13 protein-coding genes, 1 other RNA gene and 1 pseudogene are annotated in these 18,206 nt (G+C 47.7%); 6 read left to right on the top strand and 9 right to left on the bottom strand.

The window, feature by feature from the left end; all coding sequences use genetic code 11:
- Positions 1-73: 73 nt before the first annotated feature.
- Entirely contained in the window at positions 74-3,898 is a 3,825-nt protein-coding gene (locus tag ACEPPX_RS09915) for a DUF3683 domain-containing protein (RefSeq protein ID WP_416623881.1), read from the bottom strand.
- Between the two features lie 266 nt (positions 3,899-4,164).
- On the opposite strand from ACEPPX_RS09915, the gene ffs reads away from it, so the two are divergent.
- An RNA gene (ffs, locus tag ACEPPX_RS09920) (signal recognition particle sRNA small type) lies at positions 4,165-4,261 on the top strand.
- A gap of 377 nt (positions 4,262-4,638) precedes the next feature.
- Here ffs and ACEPPX_RS09925 read toward each other — a convergent pair.
- From ACEPPX_RS09925 to mltG, 6 genes are all read right to left on the bottom strand, one after another.
- Complete coding sequence (locus tag ACEPPX_RS09925; protein ID WP_416623882.1) at positions 4,639-5,424, bottom strand: MBL fold metallo-hydrolase; 786 nt, start codon at positions 5,422-5,424, stop codon at positions 4,639-4,641.
- Between the two features lie 61 nt (positions 5,425-5,485).
- Positions 5,486-6,262, bottom strand: a complete 777-nt coding sequence (locus ACEPPX_RS09930) for a TatD family hydrolase (protein WP_047760573.1) — start codon at positions 6,260-6,262, stop codon at positions 5,486-5,488.
- 13 nt (positions 6,263-6,275) lie between these two features.
- Positions 6,276-6,632: a PilZ domain-containing protein gene (locus ACEPPX_RS09935; protein WP_047760572.1), complete on the bottom strand. Its 357-nt coding sequence runs from the start codon at positions 6,630-6,632 to the stop codon at positions 6,276-6,278.
- Positions 6,633-6,645: 13 nt separating this feature from the next.
- Positions 6,646-7,623 carry a DNA polymerase III subunit delta' gene (locus ACEPPX_RS09940; RefSeq protein ID WP_416623883.1) on the bottom strand — a complete coding sequence of 326 codons (978 nt, stop codon included), beginning with the start codon at positions 7,621-7,623 and terminating at the stop codon, positions 6,646-6,648.
- A 157-nt stretch (positions 7,624-7,780) separates the two neighbouring features.
- Positions 7,781-8,407, bottom strand: a complete 627-nt coding sequence (gene tmk, locus ACEPPX_RS09945; protein WP_416623884.1) for a dTMP kinase — start codon at positions 8,405-8,407, stop codon at positions 7,781-7,783.
- A gap of 123 nt (positions 8,408-8,530) precedes the next feature.
- Positions 8,531-9,526 (bottom strand): endolytic transglycosylase MltG, encoded by a 996-nt coding sequence (mltG, locus tag ACEPPX_RS09950; RefSeq protein ID WP_416623885.1) that lies wholly within the window; start codon positions 9,524-9,526, stop codon positions 8,531-8,533.
- A 127-nt stretch (positions 9,527-9,653) separates the two neighbouring features.
- Between mltG and msrB the strand changes: the two genes are divergently transcribed.
- From msrB to galU, 5 genes are all read left to right on the top strand, one after another.
- A complete protein-coding gene (gene msrB, locus ACEPPX_RS09955) occupies positions 9,654-10,067 on the top strand; it encodes a peptide-methionine (R)-S-oxide reductase MsrB (protein ID WP_047760568.1) in 414 nt (137 codons plus the stop codon).
- A gap of 80 nt (positions 10,068-10,147) precedes the next feature.
- Entirely contained in the window at positions 10,148-10,735 is a 588-nt protein-coding gene (gene ampD, locus ACEPPX_RS09960) for a 1,6-anhydro-N-acetylmuramyl-L-alanine amidase AmpD (protein ID WP_416623886.1), read from the top strand.
- Positions 10,736-11,060: 325 nt separating this feature from the next.
- Complete coding sequence (locus tag ACEPPX_RS09965) at positions 11,061-12,362, top strand: cell division protein ZipA C-terminal FtsZ-binding domain-containing protein (protein ID WP_416623894.1); 1,302 nt, start codon at positions 11,061-11,063, stop codon at positions 12,360-12,362.
- A 283-nt stretch (positions 12,363-12,645) separates the two neighbouring features.
- The gene (gene ligA / locus ACEPPX_RS09970) at positions 12,646-15,060 is read left to right on the top strand and encodes an NAD-dependent DNA ligase LigA (RefSeq protein WP_416623887.1); all 2,415 of its coding nucleotides are present in this window, start codon (positions 12,646-12,648) and stop codon (positions 15,058-15,060) included.
- A gap of 131 nt (positions 15,061-15,191) precedes the next feature.
- A complete protein-coding gene (gene galU / locus ACEPPX_RS09975) occupies positions 15,192-16,064 on the top strand; it encodes a UTP--glucose-1-phosphate uridylyltransferase GalU (protein ID WP_047760565.1) in 873 nt (290 codons plus the stop codon).
- Between the two features lie 154 nt (positions 16,065-16,218).
- Here galU and dsbD read toward each other — a convergent pair whose 3' ends face one another.
- Positions 16,219-18,006 carry a protein-disulfide reductase DsbD gene (gene dsbD, locus ACEPPX_RS09980; protein WP_416623888.1) on the bottom strand — a complete coding sequence of 596 codons (1,788 nt, stop codon included), beginning with the start codon at positions 18,004-18,006 and terminating at the stop codon, positions 16,219-16,221.
- 93 nt (positions 18,007-18,099) lie between these two features.
- Positions 18,100-18,206, bottom strand: a pseudogene (locus ACEPPX_RS09985) (IS1595 family transposase); the annotation flags it as partial.

An 18,206-nucleotide genomic window follows, 5' to 3' on the forward strand; every position in this document is an offset into this window, starting at 1 on the left:
GAAAAGCCGTTTTTATTTGCTTGCCGACAAATAGGTAGGCCGTCTGAAACTTTCAGACGGCCTTTACATTGTGTTAGAGCAATACTTTTTCAATACCTCCGTTGGTTGCCCGTTCTATAAAATCCTGTTGCCAGTTGTCTCCAAGTATATGTTTGGCCATTTCGATCACAATATAATCGGCTTCGATATTGTTATCATCACTATAACGGCTCAAACCTTGCAGACAAGCAGGGCAGGAAGTGAGGATTTTCACTTCTTCGGCAGCAGGCAGTGCCGCCAGATTTTTGGTAATTTCTTCTTGTTTGCGGAATTTCACCTGTGTGGCGATATCCGGTCTTTTCACCGCAAACATGCCGCTTTCGCCGCAGCAACGGTCGCTGAGTAAAACTTCCTGTCCCATCAGTTTGCTGGTGAGCTGGGTGGGGTTGGTTGTTTTGATCGGCGTGTGGCAGGGATCGTGGTAAAGATATTGTTTGCCGGCGACACCGTCGAGTTTGATGCCTTTTTCAAGCAGAAACTCGTGGATGTCGATAATACGGCAGCCGGGAAAAATTTCTTCAAATCGGTATTTTTCCAATTGGTCGTAACAAGTGCCGCAGCTGACCACCACGGTTTTAATGTCGAGGTAGTTGAGGGTATTGGCGACACGGTGGAACAATACGCGGTTTTCGGTAGTGATTTTTTCGGCTTTGTCTGCCATGCCGCCGGCATCTTGCGGATAGCCGCAGCACAGATAACCCGGGGGCAGTACGGTTTGTACCCCGGCATGCCACAACATGGCTTGAGTTGCCAAACCCACTTGACTGAACAGGCGCTCAGAACCGCATCCCGGAAAATAAAATACGGCTTCACTATCTTCGGATAAGGTAGGATTACGAATAATCGGTACGGTTTTGTTGTCTTCCACACCCAATAGCGCGCGAGCTGTTTTCAGTGGTACGTTGCGCGGCAGGGGGCGGTTGATAAAATGAACGACTTGTTCTTTGATCGGCGTGCTGCCCAAAGTGGCTTTGGGGGCTTCTTTTTGTTTGTTCAAGCCCAAATGAAACTTTTGTCCCATCTTATAGCCCCAGTTTTGCAGGCGGAAACCGGCATCTACTACGCTTTTACGCAATACGTTTACGGTACGCGGATCTGTGGCGTTGAGAAAAGCCATGCCGGCGGCAACGGCGGGATTGAATTTGCGTTTGCCCGATTTGCGCAAATAATTGCGAATGGCAACTGTTACATCACCGAAATCAATATTGACCGGGCAAGGTTTGACGCAGCGGTGGCATACGGTGCAATGGTCGCCTACGTCGCTGAGTTCGTCGAAGTGGCGCAAAGACACACCGCGGCGCGTTTGCTCCTCATATAAGAAAGCTTCGGTGAGGAGGCCGACGCCAAGGATTTTATTGCGCGGGCTGTAAAGGAGATTGGCACGCGGTACATGGGTCGAACAGACGGGTTTGCACTTGCCGCAGCGCAGGCAGTCTTTCACCGATTCGGCAATGGTGCCGAGATCGGATTTTTCCATAATCAGAGATTCTACGCCCAGCAGTTCGAACGAAGGTGTATAGGCGTGGCGCAAATCGGCACCGCGCATCAATTTGCCGCGGTTGAAATGGCCTTTGGGGTCGATTTTGGCTTTGTAATCCCAAAACGGTTGCATTTCTTCGTCGGTGAGGTATTCCAGTTTGGTGATACCGATACCGTGTTCGCCTGAAATGACGCCGTTGAGGCTGCGGGCGATGCCCATGATACGGTCAACAGCTCTATGGGCTGTTTGCAGCATTTCGTAATCATCTGAATTGACCGGAATATTGGTGTGTACGTTACCATCGCCTGCGTGCATATGCAGGGCGACAAATACCCGGCTGCGGACTACGCGGCTGTGGATTTTTGCCAAGTCGGCTAAAATTTTAGTATCTGTTTTACCGCTGAAAATTTCGGCGAGCGGTTTCATGATGTCGGCTTTAACTGATACGCGCAAACGGAAATCGCGAAAAGCGGTAAAGCAGCTTTCTTCGTTTTTGGCCTCGGCGGCAGCATGTACGGCTTCGCCGTAGCGTTGTTTGTATTGGGCTAAGGGGGTGTCGAGATTATCAAGCAGCCACTGCCAACGTTCTTTGACTTGGTTGACATGGTTAAGGGCATGATGGGCGCGGCTGCCCAAAAGTTCTTCGCTAGGCAGATCGGTTCCCATTTTATCAACGGGCAGTTTGCCTTGCAGATAAGGGATCAGTGCCTCGCATAGAGCGAGTTTGTTTTTAATCGACAATTCGATATTAATGCGCTCGATGCCGTCTGAATATTCTCCCAAGCGCTCAAGCGGAATCACTACGTCTTCATTGATTTTAAAGGCATTGGTGTACTTGGCGATGGCAGCGGTACGGCTTCGGTCTAGCCAGAAGGTTTTGCGGGCTTCTGGGCTGACGGCGATAAAGCCTTCGCCGTCGCGCGCTTGTGCCAGAGAGACAATATGTTCGGCAGCTTCGGTAACGGCTTGTTCGTCATCAGATACTATATCGGCAATCAACACCATTTTGGGGCGGCCTTTGCCGGCCGCTTTGGTCGCATAACCGACGGCTCGGACATATCGCCAGTCGAGGTGTTCCAAACCGGCCAGTTTTACACTTTCGTGCGCCAGCAGATAGTCGCGGATTTCCACGATAGACGGAGTGGCATTTGCCACAGTGCCGAAGAACTCCAAGCATACGGTACGGATATATTTCGGCATGGTGTGCAATACGAAGGCTACGCTGGTAATGATGCCGTCTGTACCTTCTTTTTGCACACCGGGCAGACCGGCCAAGAATTTGTCGGTAACGTCTTTACCAAGGCCGACTTTACGGAATTTGTGGCCGGGGATTTCCAAGCGTTCTGTTTTAGCGATGGTTTGACCGTCCGCTTTTAGGGTATGGACATCAAAAATAGCGGTTTCTTCGTCATGAATTTTGCCGAAATTGTGGCGCACCCGTTCGATTTTCAGCCATTCTCCGGCCGGGTTGACCATTTTCCACCAAGCCAGATTATCTAAGGCCGTGCCCCATAATACGGCTTTTTTACCCCCTGCATTCATGGCGACGTTACCCCCTACGCACGATGCGTCGGCAGAGGTGGGATCGACGGCGAAAACCAGTTTGGCAGCGGTGGCGGTTTCCTCTACGCGGCGGGTAACAACGCCCGCACCGCAGTGGATAACGGGATGTTTTCCTTCCAAACCGGGAAGTTCGACAAATTCTACACCGTTGTGGCGGTCGAGTTTTTCAGTATTGATTACCGCGCTCATGGCATCCAGAGGTACGGCACCGCCGGTGTAGCCGGTGCCGCCGCCGCGCGGAATGATGGTGAGACCTAGTTCGATGAGGGCTTTTACCAATGGGGCAACTTCGGCTTCGGTATCGGGATTGACGACTACGAAAGGATATTCGACACGCCAGTCGGTTGCATCGGTAACATGGACGACCCGCGCCAAACCGTCAAACATGATATTGTGTTTTTTGGTAATACGGCTGAGACGCTTGAAGATTTGGTCGCGTTTTTGGCGGGTGTCTTCAAAGCTGTCGTCAAAACGGGTAACGGCAGCTTCGGCACTACTGATCAGTTCCGCAACAAGCGGGTTGTCATCGCGGCGTTTTTGGATTTCGTTTAGGCGGTGCCGCATCTCTTTGACCAATGCTTGTTGGCGGTCGGTGTGTTCGAGCAGATCATCTACCAAATAGGGATTGCGTACAACTGCCCAAATATCGCCCAATACTTCAAACAGCATACGCGCCGAGCGTCCGGTTACCCGTTGGCCGCGCAAGGTTTGCAGGATGTTCCATGCCGGCTCGCCCAGAAGGCGGATAACGATTTCTCGGTCGGAATACGAAGTGTAGTTATAAGGGATTTCCCGGATGCGTTGCGGTGTGCTCATGGGTAGTGTCCATTTTTATTTTGAGATTTTGCCGTTGGTGTATGGTAAAAAAATTCAACATAAACAGGCCGCGCGTGTTGATTCGAAGCCCGCACAAGCAGTGGTTCTGTTGATAATAAGTTAATTAATGTAATGTAATTTCAACCTTTTTTCAATGGAAAATATCTGTACTGCAATATGTATAAAATTCATCTGCATTGTTTGCCGGTTAAGGTGCAATCAAGGCTTGGCGTTTGAGTTGAAAACGGTTATAATAAATTTCTTACGGCGGGTCTCCCTGCATAGCAAGTTGGAGCAACGGGTCAGGGGCGGAAGCCAGCAGCCCACTCTGAGGCGTTAGTGCCAGGGGTTTGGCTCGCCACCTTATTTAAAAATGCCGATGGTCGTGTACCATCGGCATTTTTTGTTTTTGTAAAAGTGTAATTATAGGAAATAAACGGTTGTTTGATTTTTGATAAGAATAAATATAGAGCTGTAGTCAGTGGTGGCGTAAGTGTGTTATGCAGTTTTAAAACTATATATTTTTGATATTTAATTGAGTTTTTAATTTGTATTTGAAGATATTATATTTTAGAGGCCGTCTGAAAATTTTTTCAGACGGCCTCGCTTTATGAAGGGAAATATTTTCGTTTGTTTGTATCGGAAAATAAGTTCAGCTTCTTGGAAAATAAATTTAGCTTCGACAAGGTAGGAATACTGTACGTTGGCTTATGGGTTATGTGTCTGGGAGTTTAAGTTTGTTATTTTTCATCAGGATAATTGGAATACACTGTCAGGCCGTCGTAGGCCGGAGCAACGCCGGCAGGGCAGCGTGCGAATAAATGGTCATAATCAAGACCGTGGGTCATGTGTATAAGCCATGTTTGTTGTGCGCCGATACGGGCGGCAAAGTCTAGGGCTTGGGCCACGCTAAGGTGGCTGGGGTAGGGGTGCTCGGCCAGGCAGTCGATAAATAGGTGATCTAAGCCTTGTAACGCGCTAATTTGGCTATCGCTAATATCGTTTGTGTCGGTGAGCCAAGCGATGTTACCGATACGATAGCCGGTGGTTTCCCAAGGGCCGTGTGGCATTTGGAAATGTAAGACCGGTACTTGGTTGATATACAGGCCGTTTGAAAGAGGATGGGCTTTCAATACGGGGCGGTTCCAATGGGTATTGGGTGGAAAGAATGCATAGCCGAAGCGTTCGGTAATATTGTTTAAGGTAAAAGCGCTTCCGTAAATAGGAATGGCACCTTGCTGGCGATAGCAAAAACCGCGTAAATCGTCTATGCCGTTCAGGTGGTCGGCATGGGGGTGGGTATACAGTACGCCGTCGATACGGGGGATATTCTCGCGTAATACCTGTTCGCGAAAGTCGGTACCTGTATCAATTTGCCAGCCTTGGCCGCCGATATCCAGCCAGGCGCTGCAACGTGTACGCCGGTTTTTCGGATTGGTGCTGGTGCAGACAGGGCATGGGCAGCCGATGGCGGGAGTGCCTGATGAGCTGCCGCAGCCGAGTACGGTAAGGCGGATATCGGTCATGTTGTCGGTTTGGGTTATGTTTTAGCCGTCTGAAAAGGTTTTTCAGGCGGCCTTGTGATATTTAAATACCAATACGCGGTACTTTGTTAAACAAAGTATAGAAATTATCCGTGGTAACGGCTGCTATGTTTTCCAATGTGTCGTTACGTAACTGTGCGATAAATTCTGCGGTGTGGCGTACATAAGCGGGTTCGTTGGGTTTGCCGCGTTTCGGTACGGGAGCCAAGAAGGGCGCATCGGTTTCAACCAATATACGGTCGGCCGGTACGTATTTGGCCGCTTCTTGTATATCCGCTGCGTTTTTGAATGTAACTATGCCTGAAAATGAAATATAAAAACCTAAATCAAGTGCCATTTTGGCAACACGTACATTTTCTGTGAAGCAATGGATAACTCCGGCATGGGCGTGGCCCTCCTTAAGCAAAGCCATGGTGTCGTCCGCCGCCTCGCGGGTGTGGACGATTAAGGGTAATGCTGTTTGGTTAGCTGCTTCGATATGCTCTGCAAAACGGCGGTGTTGCCAGCTTAAATCACCTTTGCACCAATAATAGTCCAAGCCGGTTTCGCCTATGCCGACTACTTTGGGATGCGCGGCGTGTTGCACCATTTCGGCGATACTGAATTCTTCGGCGTCTTGTTGATCCGGATGAACGCCGACAGTGGCGAAAATATTCGGATTGGCTTCTGCTATGGTTAAAACTTCCCGAAAACTGTCGCGGCTTACGCTGATAGCTAATGCCTGCTTTACTTCGTTTTCTGCCATGTTGGCCAAAACTTCGGGCAGACGGCCTGCCAGTCCTTCGAAATTCAGGTGGCAGTGTGAGTCGATTAATTGCATAGGTGTGTGTTGCTTATAGTGTAAAGGTCGCCCGGTCATTGCGCAGAGTCGGGCCGAGTTCGGCTTCAATCAAGTGCTTGGTTTGGATGCTGATTTCATCATTGCCAAATGCCAAACCAACACCTTTGGGGCGATGTGCGGAGGTACGGGCGGGATTAATCCAAGCTACTTTTGTGCGCAGGAATCTTTTATCGGGCATGCCCGGCAGTTCGATGGCCAATAGGATTTCGTCACCTAATGAGAAACTGTCGTCCGTTGGTACAAAAAGTCCGCCGTGTTCGAGAAAAGACATATAGCTGTTGTAAAGCATAGTTTTGTCGCGCAGTTGGAGTGCGAGCATTTTTCCGGGCAGGTTTTCTAATGGTTTCATGATTTTGCCTTTGTTATTTGTTTTGCCAGAAACTCAAATAGTCGAGCAACAGGGCTTCGGTTTGCATTTTAACACTTAAGGTGTGATAGCCGTAAGGGCTGAGGCGGTTTAAGGCGGCAATCAGAGAGAACAGTTTGTCGGGCCGTGTTTTTTTGCCTGTTTGCCGGATGGTTTCTGTGTGTGTCGGATAATAAAGGGGCGGCATATTTTGTTGTGCCAAGCCGACGTCTAAAAGCCATTTGTGCAGCCAGTCGAGCAAAACGGCGAGGGGAAGCTTTTGTTTGTCGAAGAGGGCGGCATAATCGAGAATGGCTAAGAGTCGGGGGGCAGCCAGTAATTCGAGCAATTGTCGGCGTAGTTCGTCTTGTTCGGGTGAAACTTCAAAAAGTGGCGCGCCGCTGTGAAATGCCAGTAACGATTCGGCATTCTCTATCTGCTGGTGTTTAAGGTAGGCAAGTGCTTCGGAATACGAGGGGGCAGGCAGCAGCATTTGGCGGCAACGGCTTTTGATGGTAGGCAGTAGCTTGTCTCTCGAATGGCTGACCAAGAGAAAAATGACATCGGCGGGCGGTTCTTCCAATGCTTTGAGCAGGCTGTTGGCAGCTTGGATATTCATGCTCTCGGCAGGATGTATCAGTACGACGCGCTTGCCGCCGCGTACGGAGGTGAGTTGGATATCTTCGATCAGTGTGCGAACGGCATCTATTTTGATTTGTAATAGTTTGCGTGCGGTGTTTTCTCCTTCGGGTCGCTCGGGCGTCAGCTCGTAGAAATCCGGGTGGCTTTCTTTTGCAAATAGGTGGCATGACGGACAATGGCCGCAAGGATGGTGTTCCGCTTGCGGTGATTCGCACAACAAGGCTTGTGCCAAATGGCGGGCAAAGGCCGTTTTGCCGGTGTTTTCTTTACCGGTAAACAGCCACGCGTTGGGCTGGGTTTGCCATGATGCGGCTAGTTGCTGCCATTGGGGTTGGTGCCAGGAAAAAATCATTGCTAGTTACTTTTTATTAAATCTGGTGTTGATTATACAGGGCTTGATGCCGTCTGAAAGTTTTGGCTAGGTTTTGACCAATGGCCGCAAAATCGACTTGGCTTGGTGTTATTTAACGGTATCGTTTACCTCGTTAGGTTTTGGGGTTGAATATTTTTCAGGCGGCGATGCCGAAATGCCGCGCCAAGGTGTTTTCTATATTTTGCCTTACATGATCAAGAGGGCGGTTGCTGTCGATAATTGCATAATGTTCGGGCGAGGAAGCCGCCCGTTTCAGGTAAACTTCGCGAACGCGGGTGAAAAATTCCGCCTGTTCTTGTTCGAAGCGGTCTTTTTCGCGTGCTTGGCTGATACGGCTCATGGAAACTTCGAGCGGAACATCCAACAATAGGGTTAAGTTCGGACGGAAGTTTCCCTGAACCCAATTTTCCAGTATTTCGATATCCGGTAACGGAACGCCGCGTCCTCCCCCCTGATAGGCGAAAGTAGCATCGGTAAAACGGTCGGAGACGACATGGATGCCGGCTTCGAGTTTGGGGCGGATGATTTCATCCAAATGCTGCTGTCGTGCGGCGAACATCAGCAGAGTTTCGGTACGCAAGCCGGCACGGGTGGCAGGGTTGAGCAGTATGTCGCGCAACGCTTCTCCCAGTACGGTGCCGCCCGGTTCGCGAGTGAAGTAAACCGGTAAGTTGTGGGTGGCGAACCAATTGCGGATAACTTGCAGATTGGTTGATTTTCCGGCACCGTCGATGCCGTCGAGGGTGATAAATTGTGCTTGCATATCAGAGTCGGGAGTATTAATGGGAGGATTATAGCGAAATAGTGCCGGATAATATATCCGTTATCATAAAGAGGCCGTCTGAAAACCAATTTTCAGACGGCCTCTTTTTTATTGCTGTGGGTATTATTTTTTCAAAATATATTTGCGTACCGCGGCATTGTGTTCATCCAGATTATGGCTAAACTGGCTAAGCCCCGTACCATCCATGCGTGAGACGAAGTAGAGATATTTTTCAGGAGAGGGGTGGGCGGCAGCTTCTAGGGCTGCTTTTCCGGGTAAGGCGATCGGAGTGGGGGTGAGTCCGGCGCGTGTATAGGTATTGTAGGGGGTATCACGCTGCAGATCCGCTTTACGGATACGGCCATTATAGCGGCTGCCCATGCCGTAGATAACAGCCGGATCGGTTTGCAGACGCATACCGATATTGAGGCGGTTGACAAATACGGCCGACACATGGCGTCGGTCGGCTTCATGGCCGGTTTCTTTTTCAATCAGGCTGGCCATAATCAAGAGATCGTAAGGGTTTTTATATGGCAGGCCGCTTTGGCGCTCATCCCATGCGGCTTGCAAATGGCGCTGCATGGTACGGTAAGCAAGACGGTAGATTTGCAAATCGCTGCTTTCTGCATCTATTTCATAGCTGTCGGGAAAAAATAACCCTTCGGGATTATTGCTTAGAGGAGAGGGATCGATTTCTTTTAATAGTTTTTCATCACTCCAGCCTTGGGTATCGTGTTTGAGGTCAGCGGTATTGTTGATGATGCTGCGCATTTGTGAAAAACGCATGCCCTCGGTGATGCGGATAGTAATGGTATCAGGGCGGCCGTCGCGCAGGCGTTGCAGAATTTGCCATGTGGAAATTTGCTTAGGCAAACGGTAGGTGCCGCTGTGTAGTTGGTTGTGCACGCCCGTGAGGTAGGCCGCGACTAGCATGACATGGCGGTTATAAACAATATTTTCATCTGCCAATTTTCGGCTTACGGCTGAAATACCTTGCCCTTTTTCAACGCGCATACGGTAAATTTGCTCGTTGCTTTTGGGAACAAAGAGAAGTCCCGCAAAAACCAACGTACATAAAATAAACAGGCCCAGTAGCCATTTAAATGCTTTTTTCAACATGGTAGGATATTTGTTCGGATTATTTTCGTGAAAAATTTGGCGACAGTATAAAGCTGAAATGCAGACTGTGCTATGCTCAGATAAAGTATTCTTGATAAATTACAGTGGCCGGCTGAGGAGGTAAAGCGTGGATAAGGTCAGGAAAAGTAATGAAGAGTGGCGTGCGGAGCTTTCACCTGAGGTTTATTATGTGACTCGTGAAGCGGGCACGGAGCGCCCTTTCAGCGGACTTTATAATGATTTTTATGAACATGGTGATTACTATTGCGCCTGTTGCGGAGCGCTTTTGTTTAAATCACAGCAAAAGTTTGACAGCCATTGTGGCTGGCCGGCTTTTTTTGATGAGGCGGAAATAGGCAGCACTTACCGTGTGCGCGATTTAAGCCATGGTATGGTACGAGAGGAAGTACGTTGCAGCAGGTGCGAAGCACATCTGGGGCATGTGTTTCCGGACGGACCTCCGCCTACGGGTGAACGTTACTGTATCAATTCGTTGGCGATGGCGTTCAAAGCCCGTTCTGATACGGAAGCGGAGAAATAAATTATTACATGTTGAGTTAAATAGAAAAGAGGGATTCGGCTGTATTTTCTCTTTTTATTTTGAATAATATACAAAAGATATTGAGCAGGCCGTCTGAAAGTCAAATAATGATTATGAATACGGAAAATTGGCGACAGGGTTGGTGGCTGCCCGCTCGCCGGGTTGATTCGCCGAATTTCGGCAAGCGTGAACATGGCGAAAAAGTTTCGTTGGTGGTGTTGCATAATATTTCATTACCACCTTTCGAATACGGCAATGGTGCAGTAGAGCAATTGTTTACCAATAGTATTGATCCGCATTCCCATCCTTTTTTCAGTGTTCTTACCGAATTGAGGGTATCAAGCCATTTTTTAATTACAAGGCAGGGTGAGGCGGTACAATTTGTTTCATGTGACGATATGGCCTATCACGCCGGTATTTCTTCATTTCAAGGGCGTGAAAAATGCAATGCTTTTTCAATCGGTATCGAATTGGAAGGTTGTGACTTTGAACCTTTTGCCGAAGCCCAGTATCAATGTTTGGGTAAGCTGCTGCGAGCCCTTGCATCTGCTTATCCGATTGAGGCGGTTACAGGACATCAGGATATCGCACCAGACAGAAAAACCGATCCCGGGCATTTTTTCGACTGGGAGCGTGTAGGCCATTGGGGACTAAACGTTGTACGTTAAACGCCTAAATGCTGTCAGATAGGTTAAATTTTCGTTATAATTGCGCGTAAATGACATAAAAAGCGTTTGAAGATTGACAAAATGCCGTCTGAAAAAACGGTATCGGTAATTTTAAGATACCTCGCTATATAAACACGGCTTTTAAATTTAAATAGCATTTGGTTTTAAACGGTTTTAAGCGGCGTTTCGGTTAACGATACGTCTTAAAATAACAGACAAGGCAGATTTTCTGCTTGGGCGGGTTGCCGAAAAAAGCATGGCACAGCGTTTTAGGTGCCTTTCCAATATATAAAAAAACAGGCTTGAATTTATGAATGATACTACCCTGATTATTCTGGTTTTATGTGCAGCCGTGATTCTCGGCTTGATTATTTACAACATGTATCAGGAAAACAAATACCGCCAACAAGTGCGCGAGCAATTCGGCCATGCCGACCAAGATGCGCTTTTGGGCAGCAAGCCTGCATCGGTACGTGATGGTAAGCAAGGAGGTGTTCAAAATACACCTTTGCGTGCGCCGCGCAAAAAAGATTTGTCCGAGGCAGAAATTCCCGCATCCAAACCATCGGTAAAGGCAGCGGTGGAAGACGATTTGTTTACTGCTAAAGTGAGCAAGGCGGCAGCATCCAAGCCGGATGTGGAAATCGAAATGCAAGATGACTTCGATGTTGAACCGCAAACATATGCCGAGCCTGTATTGGCGGCAGAAGAAGAGAAAAGCCGTGAGGCGTTCGCATTTGAAAAAGTAGCTGTACCGCAGCCTTCTCAAACCAAGTTGTACGGCAAGAAAAAAATGCTGCTTGATTTAAATGATCTGACCAAGCTGCAATTGCCTTGGTTTGACCCGCGCTTCGATTATATGGCTTATATTTCTTTAAGCGAACCGCAGGAGCTCCATGCGATTCCCCGCCTTTCCAACCGCCACCGTTTCCAAATTGCCGGTTGTACTATGGATGACCGTTTCCAAATCGCAGAGCCGATTCCGAGCGTTTATTATCAAGGTTTTGTTATCGGTTTGCAGGCAATCAGTCGCAATGGCTTGGCTACCGTACAGGATTTGGAACATTTTGGCGAGCAGGCTAATAGTTTTGCAGAAAAAATGAACGGCGGTTTGATGTTGACAGATGTGGATGCTTTCTTAAACGTAGCCCGCCCCCTGGATGAGTTATGTGCCCGTGTTGATAATACGATTGCTATGCATTTGGTATCGCGAGGCACCGTGAGCGGTACGGAATTACGAGCGGCTGTAGAGGGCTTAGGATTCGAATTAGGGGCCGACGGAGCTTTCCATCTTTGCAGCGAACAGGGCGAACCTCTGTTTACAATCACCAACTTAGATAATTCGGCATTTACCGCAAGCCTCTTATCCAGCCAAGCTTATCGCGGTTTCAGCATGCTGTTTGATATTCCGCATGTGCCGGCAGGAGAAAAACAGTTCAACCGCTTCATGGATTTGGCGGTTAAACTTTCCAGCAATTTAAGCTTGGATTTGGTAAACGACCGTTTGGAAGAGCTTTCTACCCAATGGTTGAAAGAAGTCCGTAATTATGTATTGGCGCGGCAAGATGAAATGCAGAAAGTAGGCATAGAGCCGGGTAGTGATTTGGCACAACGCTTGTTTTCTTAACGGTTAAATAGTTTTTCAAGAAGCGGGTGCATCATTTTTAGTGCACCCGCTTTGTATCTGTATATCCAGCTTAAGTTTAGATATCCCGAATATCCATGTCAGCCATTAATCTTGAGGATGCTGCCGGGTTATCTTAAGCCTTATTTAAAATCATTGTTTGTTCGGATACTGTGAATATGGTAGTCGTATCAGATATTTGATTTTTATTTATATAACGGTTTCAGTCGGTTAGATAACAATGCCGTCTGAAAACTTTGTTCAGCTTTCAGACGGCATTGTTATTATGGAAAATCCAGTTCAACGCATCCGCTCCCTCACCGAACTACTTAATCGTTATGCTTACGAATACTATACATTGGATACGCCCAGTGTACCTGATGCCGAGTACGATAAACTTTTTCGGGAATTACAAGCTTTAGAGGCTGAATATCCTCAATACCGAGAGAAGGATAGCCCCACCCAGCGGATAGGCGGGCAGCCGTTGGCGGGATTTGATAGTGTTGTGCATACAGTGCCTATGCTTTCCTTAAATAATGCTTTTTCCCCGCAAGATGAAAATGGTGTGTTTGATCACACCGAGATGCTGGCTTTTGACGAGCGCATAAAGAGCGGTTTGGGCGGAGTGGAATATGAATATGTCATCGAGCCGAAATTTGACGGCTTGGCAGTTAGCCTGTTGTATCAAAACGGTGTGTTGGTACAAGCCGCAACACGGGGAGATGGTTCGACCGGTGAGGATGTAACTCAAAATGTACGAACAATCAGCAATGTACCGTTGCGCTTACAAGGTAGTAACGTACCTGAAATGATTGAAGTACGCGGTGAAGTATTGATGTTAAAGGCTGATTTTGCTGCTTTAAATGCCAAGCAAGAGGCGGAAGGGCAGAAAATATTTGCCAATCCGCGTAATGCGGCAGCCGGGAGTTTGCGCCAGTTAGACTCACGTATTACAGCCCGTCGCCGCTTACATTTTTTTGCCTACGGTATTGCCCGTATCGAGGGAGGCAATACTTGTAGCGAGCATAGTGAAGAATTGGCATATTTAAGCACATTGGGCTTCAGTCTGCCTCATGGAAACTTCGGTTGTTTTGACAATATTGGTTCGGTGCTGGCATTTTATGAGACCGTATCTGCCCATAGGGCTGAATTACCGTATGAAATCGATGGTATGGTGGTAAAAGTCAATTCACTGGCACAGCAGGATATGCTTGGATATATATCCCGTGCTCCACGTTGGGCAATCGCACATAAGTTTCCGGCGGAAGAAGCATTAACGGTGGTTGAAGCGATTGATGTTCAGGTGGGGCGTACCGGTGCTGTTACACCTGTGGCGCGGCTAAAACCTGTATTTGTGGGCGGGGTAACCGTTACTAATGCTACATTGCATAACGAGGGAGAAGCGCGCCGTAAAGATGTACGCGAAGGTGATACCGTTGTGGTGCGCCGTGCAGGAGATGTGATTCCGGAGGTCGTACGTATTGTACCAGAGCGGCGGCCGATGATTGTGCAATCGGTAGATGCGGGAGGCCAACCGGATTTGTTTGGCGAGAAGGATAATACTGTCGGGCAGGTACCTAAATATCCTCCTTATAGTTTGCCGGCATCCTGTCCGATTTGCGGAAGCGGCATCGAGCGGGAAGAAGGCGAAGCAGTAGCACGCTGCAGCGGCGGAATGTTATGCCAGGCACAGCGTGCACAGGGATTGATTCATTTTGCCTCAAGAAAAGCTATGGATATCGAGGGGTTGGGGCAAAAACAGATTGAAGCTTTGGTAGCGCAAGATTTAGTACGTCATTTTGCCGACATCTATCGTTTGAATGTTCCGATACTACAGCGAATGAAGGAAAACGGTACCGTTGAGGAAACGGATACGGTAAAAACAGAGGTTCAGAAAAAATCTTCGCCTACCAAGTGGGCGGAAAATATCTTGGCCGGTATCGAGACTAGTAAAACACCTGATTTGGCAAGATTTTTATTTGCTTTGGGCATCCGTCATGTTGGCGAAAGAACTGCCAAAGTGTTGGCTCAGGCATTCGGTTCTTTAGAGCGTGTACGCCGCGCCCCCGAGCCGTTATTGGCCTGTTTGCCGGATATCGGCGGTGTGGTGGCGCATTCGGTAGCACAGTTTTTTGCCAGCCCCGAACAAAATACAATGCTGGATGATTTGTTGGCTGTTGGCGTATTACCGAAAAGCCAGCCGGTTGTTCTGAATCCGGTCGAATATGCAGCTCCGCAACGTTGGTTGGCAAGGCTGCCTGATTTTAAATTAAGCGAAACTCGGGCAGCGGCATTGTGGGACTTGGCAGGCTGTAGTGTAGAAGGATTGTTGCACGATAAGGCTTTGCCGATCGAATGGCAGCAATGGCGCAGCCAACTTAAAAATAAAGTATTATTAGAGCAAATACAGAATTTTTTAACAGAAATTTTGTCTGAAGGCGGCCAGCAAATGGTTTCAGACGGCCTAAGCGATAAAGTTGTTGGCAAAACTTTTGTGTTGACGGGTACATTGCCGAATCTGAAACGTGATGAGGCTCAGGCCATGATCGAAGCGGCCGGCGGCAAAGTATCGGGCAGCGTATCGAAAAAAACCGATTATGTGGTTGCAGGTGAGGCAGCCGGCAGTAAATTGGAAAAAGCCCGGAGTCTAGGCATAGCGGTATTGGATGAGAGCGGGCTATTGGCTCTATTGCAAAGTTAATGTGGAAGCATGACTGCTTTCTTAGTATTAATGGCAACAGATAATATATAGAATATGCTATTCGGTTGTCGTTTTAAATATGAAAATATTCTCAGTGTATTTTTACATTTTTAATTTTTGGGAGAAACATAATGAAACCTATTAAAAAAGCCGTCTTTCCGGTAGCCGGTATGGGAACCCGCTTTTTGCCGGCAACTAAGGCCAGTCCGAAGGAAATGCTGCCGATTGTAGATAAACCCCTGATTCAGTATGCAGTTGAGGAAGCATTAGAGGCTGGTTGTACCGAAATGATTTTTATCACCGGCCGTAATAAGCGCAGTATTGAAGACCATTTTGACAAAGCTTATGAGCTGGAAACTGAATTGGAAATGCGCAATAAGGAAAAATTATTGAGCTATGTGCAAAATATCCTGCCTTCCAATGTTACTTGTTTGTATATCCGCCAAGCTGAAGCTTTGGGGCTGGGACATGCAGTATTGTGCGCGCATGCGGCAGTAAATGATGAACCATTTGCAGTTGTACTGGCAGATGATTTGATTGATGCGCCCAAAGGGGCTTTGAAACAAATGGTGGAAGTATATAACCAAACCGGTAACAGCGTATTGGGCGTAGAGACTGTCGAACCTTCCCAAACAGGTTCTTACGGTATCGTTGAAGTAGAGCAATTAAAAAGCTATCAGCGCATTACCAATATTGTTGAAAAACCTAAACCCGAAGAAGCTCCCTCTAACTTGGCTGTAGTGGGGCGCTATATTTTAACGCCGCGTATTTTTGATTTGCTGACTAATCTGCCCCGTGGAGCGGGTAATGAAATCCAGCTGACCGACGGTATTTCCCGTTTGTTGGATCATGAATTTGTGTTGGCGCATGCTTTTGACGGTACACGCTATGATTGCGGCAGCAAAATCGGCTATTTGGAAGCTACCCTCGCTTATGGTTTGAAGCATCCTGAAACGGGTGCTGAGTTTAGTAAGCTGCTGAAGCATTACGCAGAAAAAGCTTAAATCGACGGCAGATGGTTTTAGATGATTGTATTGCTTCTCTGGATTAAGGCCGTCTGAAAAATTAGTAAACAGATAAGATTTAAGCCAATAAAAAAACGGATTCCATTTTAGTTTGGAATCCGTTTTTTTATTGATTTTGTTTTGATATGGGTGTTTATGGTGCTTCCCGATGGGTTTGATACCAATCGATAAATGCGGCGGGCTTGACGAAACCCAGCAAAGCCTCGCTACGACTGCCGTCCGCACGAATGATAAAAATTCCCGGAGGGCCGAATAGGCCGTATTCTTTAAGTAGGGCTTGGTGTTCCGGCGTATTTGCCGTTACGTCTATCGTAAAGAAACGGTTCATATCTACGGCTTCGGCGACTTCTGTCTGATTAAGGGTGTAGGCTGCCATTTCTTTGCATGAAATACACCATTCGGCATAGAAATCCAGTAATACGGGAGCATTAGAATTAGTATCCAAAGCCCTTTGCATGGCTGCTTTGAGTTCGCCGACATCCGTAAATACATGTCCATAAATATGATTGCCCGTAGAGGTAGTAGGATTCAGCGTAAGAAAATGATGCAGAGCGGTACTTTGTCGGTTAATGCTTTGATAGCCGAACCAAGATCCCCCGGCCAACAAGACGATACCCGCTATCAGGCTGAAAGATTTCAGACGGCCTGTTAATTTCGGTAATTTTGCCAGCATTAATCCGGCGGGAATGATCATTAGCAATGTATAAAGTGTTGCTATGACGGAATAAGGCAGGTAAGGAGTAGCCAAATAGACGGCAACGCCGAGCAGGATAAAGCCGAATGCGTATTTGATGCCGTTCATCCAAGTGCCGGCTTTAGGCAGAATATGGCCGCCGAAAGTACCGATCAGGATTAGCGGTGTGCCGGTGCCGATGGCCAACGTATAAAGCGCTAAGCCGCCAAGGGCTGCATCTCCGGTTTGCCCGATATAGCCGAGTGCGAATGCCAGCGGTGGAGCAACACAAGGACCGACGATCAGTGCTGAGAGCATACCCATCACGAATACAGATGCTACCTTGCCCCCGGATAGGCGGCTGCTTTGCTGTTGGAAATAACTTTGTAATGATGACGGCAGTTGGATACTGAATACACCAAACATTCCTAAGGCCAGTATGACCATTAATACTGATGCGGCCAATACCACCCAAGGTTGCTGCAACCATACGGTTAGCAACGCACCTGTAAGTCCTGCGAAGACACCAACCAATGTATAGGTGAGCGCCAAGCCCTGTACATATATGAACGACAAAGTAAAAGCGCGTTGTTTGGAAGCGGATTTATCACCGACTACGATACTGGAAACAATCGGAATCAGGGGATACATACAGGCTGTAAAACTTAGCCCCAAACCGGCCAGAAAAAATGCCAATAAATTGGCATTCAGAGTATCCCACGATAAGGTAAACCGGCTATTGCTTCGGGTAGTAGAGCTTGCAGGCGCGTTATCGGAAGGGGCAAGGAAACGGTCTACACGGTTGGATGGTAGTGTTTCGGGTTGGTAAATTCCCTCGCTGCCGATATTAAAAGTGGTTTCAACCGGCGGATAGCAAACTCCCGCATCGGCACAGCCTTGGTAGCTGAGGGTGAGGATATAAGGTTGCGGTACACGGTTGTATGGCCAGTTAATTTGTGCCGCCTGATGATAAACCGTTTGTTTTCCGAAAAATTCGTCTTCTTTAATTTCTCCGCGGCTGTATTGCGGACTGTTCAAAAAGCCGGCAGGAGAGGTATCGGCAGTGATTTTAGATTGATACAGATAATAGCCGTCTGCAATTGAAAATTGGACATTGATTCCTTGTCCGGTTGCGATAACTTGGGGAATGAATGCCTGTTCGGGTGGTAATAGTTTGGATGCATCTATCCCCCATGCCGTTTGGACCAATGCAAATAAGGAAAGCAGAGCGTAAAAGAATTTTTTCATAATCGTGTTTAAGGGTTTCAAACCGTTTATGGATTAATCATAGGTTTTCAGACAGCTTGGCATATATTTTAATGGGGCTGTATTAGATTAGCCTTAAATATCACACCAAATTCGCAAGATTTTAAGTTGCTCTTTTGGTGTACCAAAGTTAAAACGAAATTCGCATTCTTTCAAGAATAAAGGGAAAGATTTTCGGTCAA

Source organism: Neisseria sp. S1 (assembly GCF_048060015.1).
Lineage (GTDB): Bacteria > Pseudomonadota > Gammaproteobacteria > Burkholderiales > Neisseriaceae > Neisseria > Neisseria arctica.

Bases quoted from the DNA above. Each gene is read 5' to 3' on its own strand.
- ACEPPX_RS09935 (WP_047760572.1), bottom strand. From the start codon at position 6,632: ATGAAACCATTAGAAAACCTGCCCGGAAAAATGCTCGCACTCCAACTG.
- galU (WP_047760565.1), top strand. From the start codon at position 15,192: ATGAAACCTATTAAAAAAGCCGTCTTTCCGGTAGCCGGTATGGGAACC.
- ligA (WP_416623887.1), top strand. From the start codon at position 12,646: ATGGAAAATCCAGTTCAACGCATCCGCTCCCTCACCGAACTACTTAAT.
- mltG (WP_416623885.1), bottom strand. From the start codon at position 9,526: ATGTTGAAAAAAGCATTTAAATGGCTACTGGGCCTGTTTATTTTATGT.
- ACEPPX_RS09930 (WP_047760573.1), bottom strand. From the start codon at position 6,262: ATGCAATTAATCGACTCACACTGCCACCTGAATTTCGAAGGACTGGCA.
- dsbD (WP_416623888.1), bottom strand. From the start codon at position 18,006: ATGAAAAAATTCTTTTACGCTCTGCTTTCCTTATTTGCATTGGTCCAA.
- ACEPPX_RS09940 (WP_416623883.1), bottom strand. From the start codon at position 7,623: ATGATTTTTTCCTGGCACCAACCCCAATGGCAGCAACTAGCCGCATCA.
- ACEPPX_RS09925 (WP_416623882.1), bottom strand. From the start codon at position 5,424: ATGACCGATATCCGCCTTACCGTACTCGGCTGCGGCAGCTCATCAGGC.
- tmk (WP_416623884.1), bottom strand. From the start codon at position 8,407: ATGCAAGCACAATTTATCACCCTCGACGGCATCGACGGTGCCGGAAAA.
- ACEPPX_RS09915 (WP_416623881.1), bottom strand. From the start codon at position 3,898: ATGAGCACACCGCAACGCATCCGGGAAATCCCTTATAACTACACTTCG.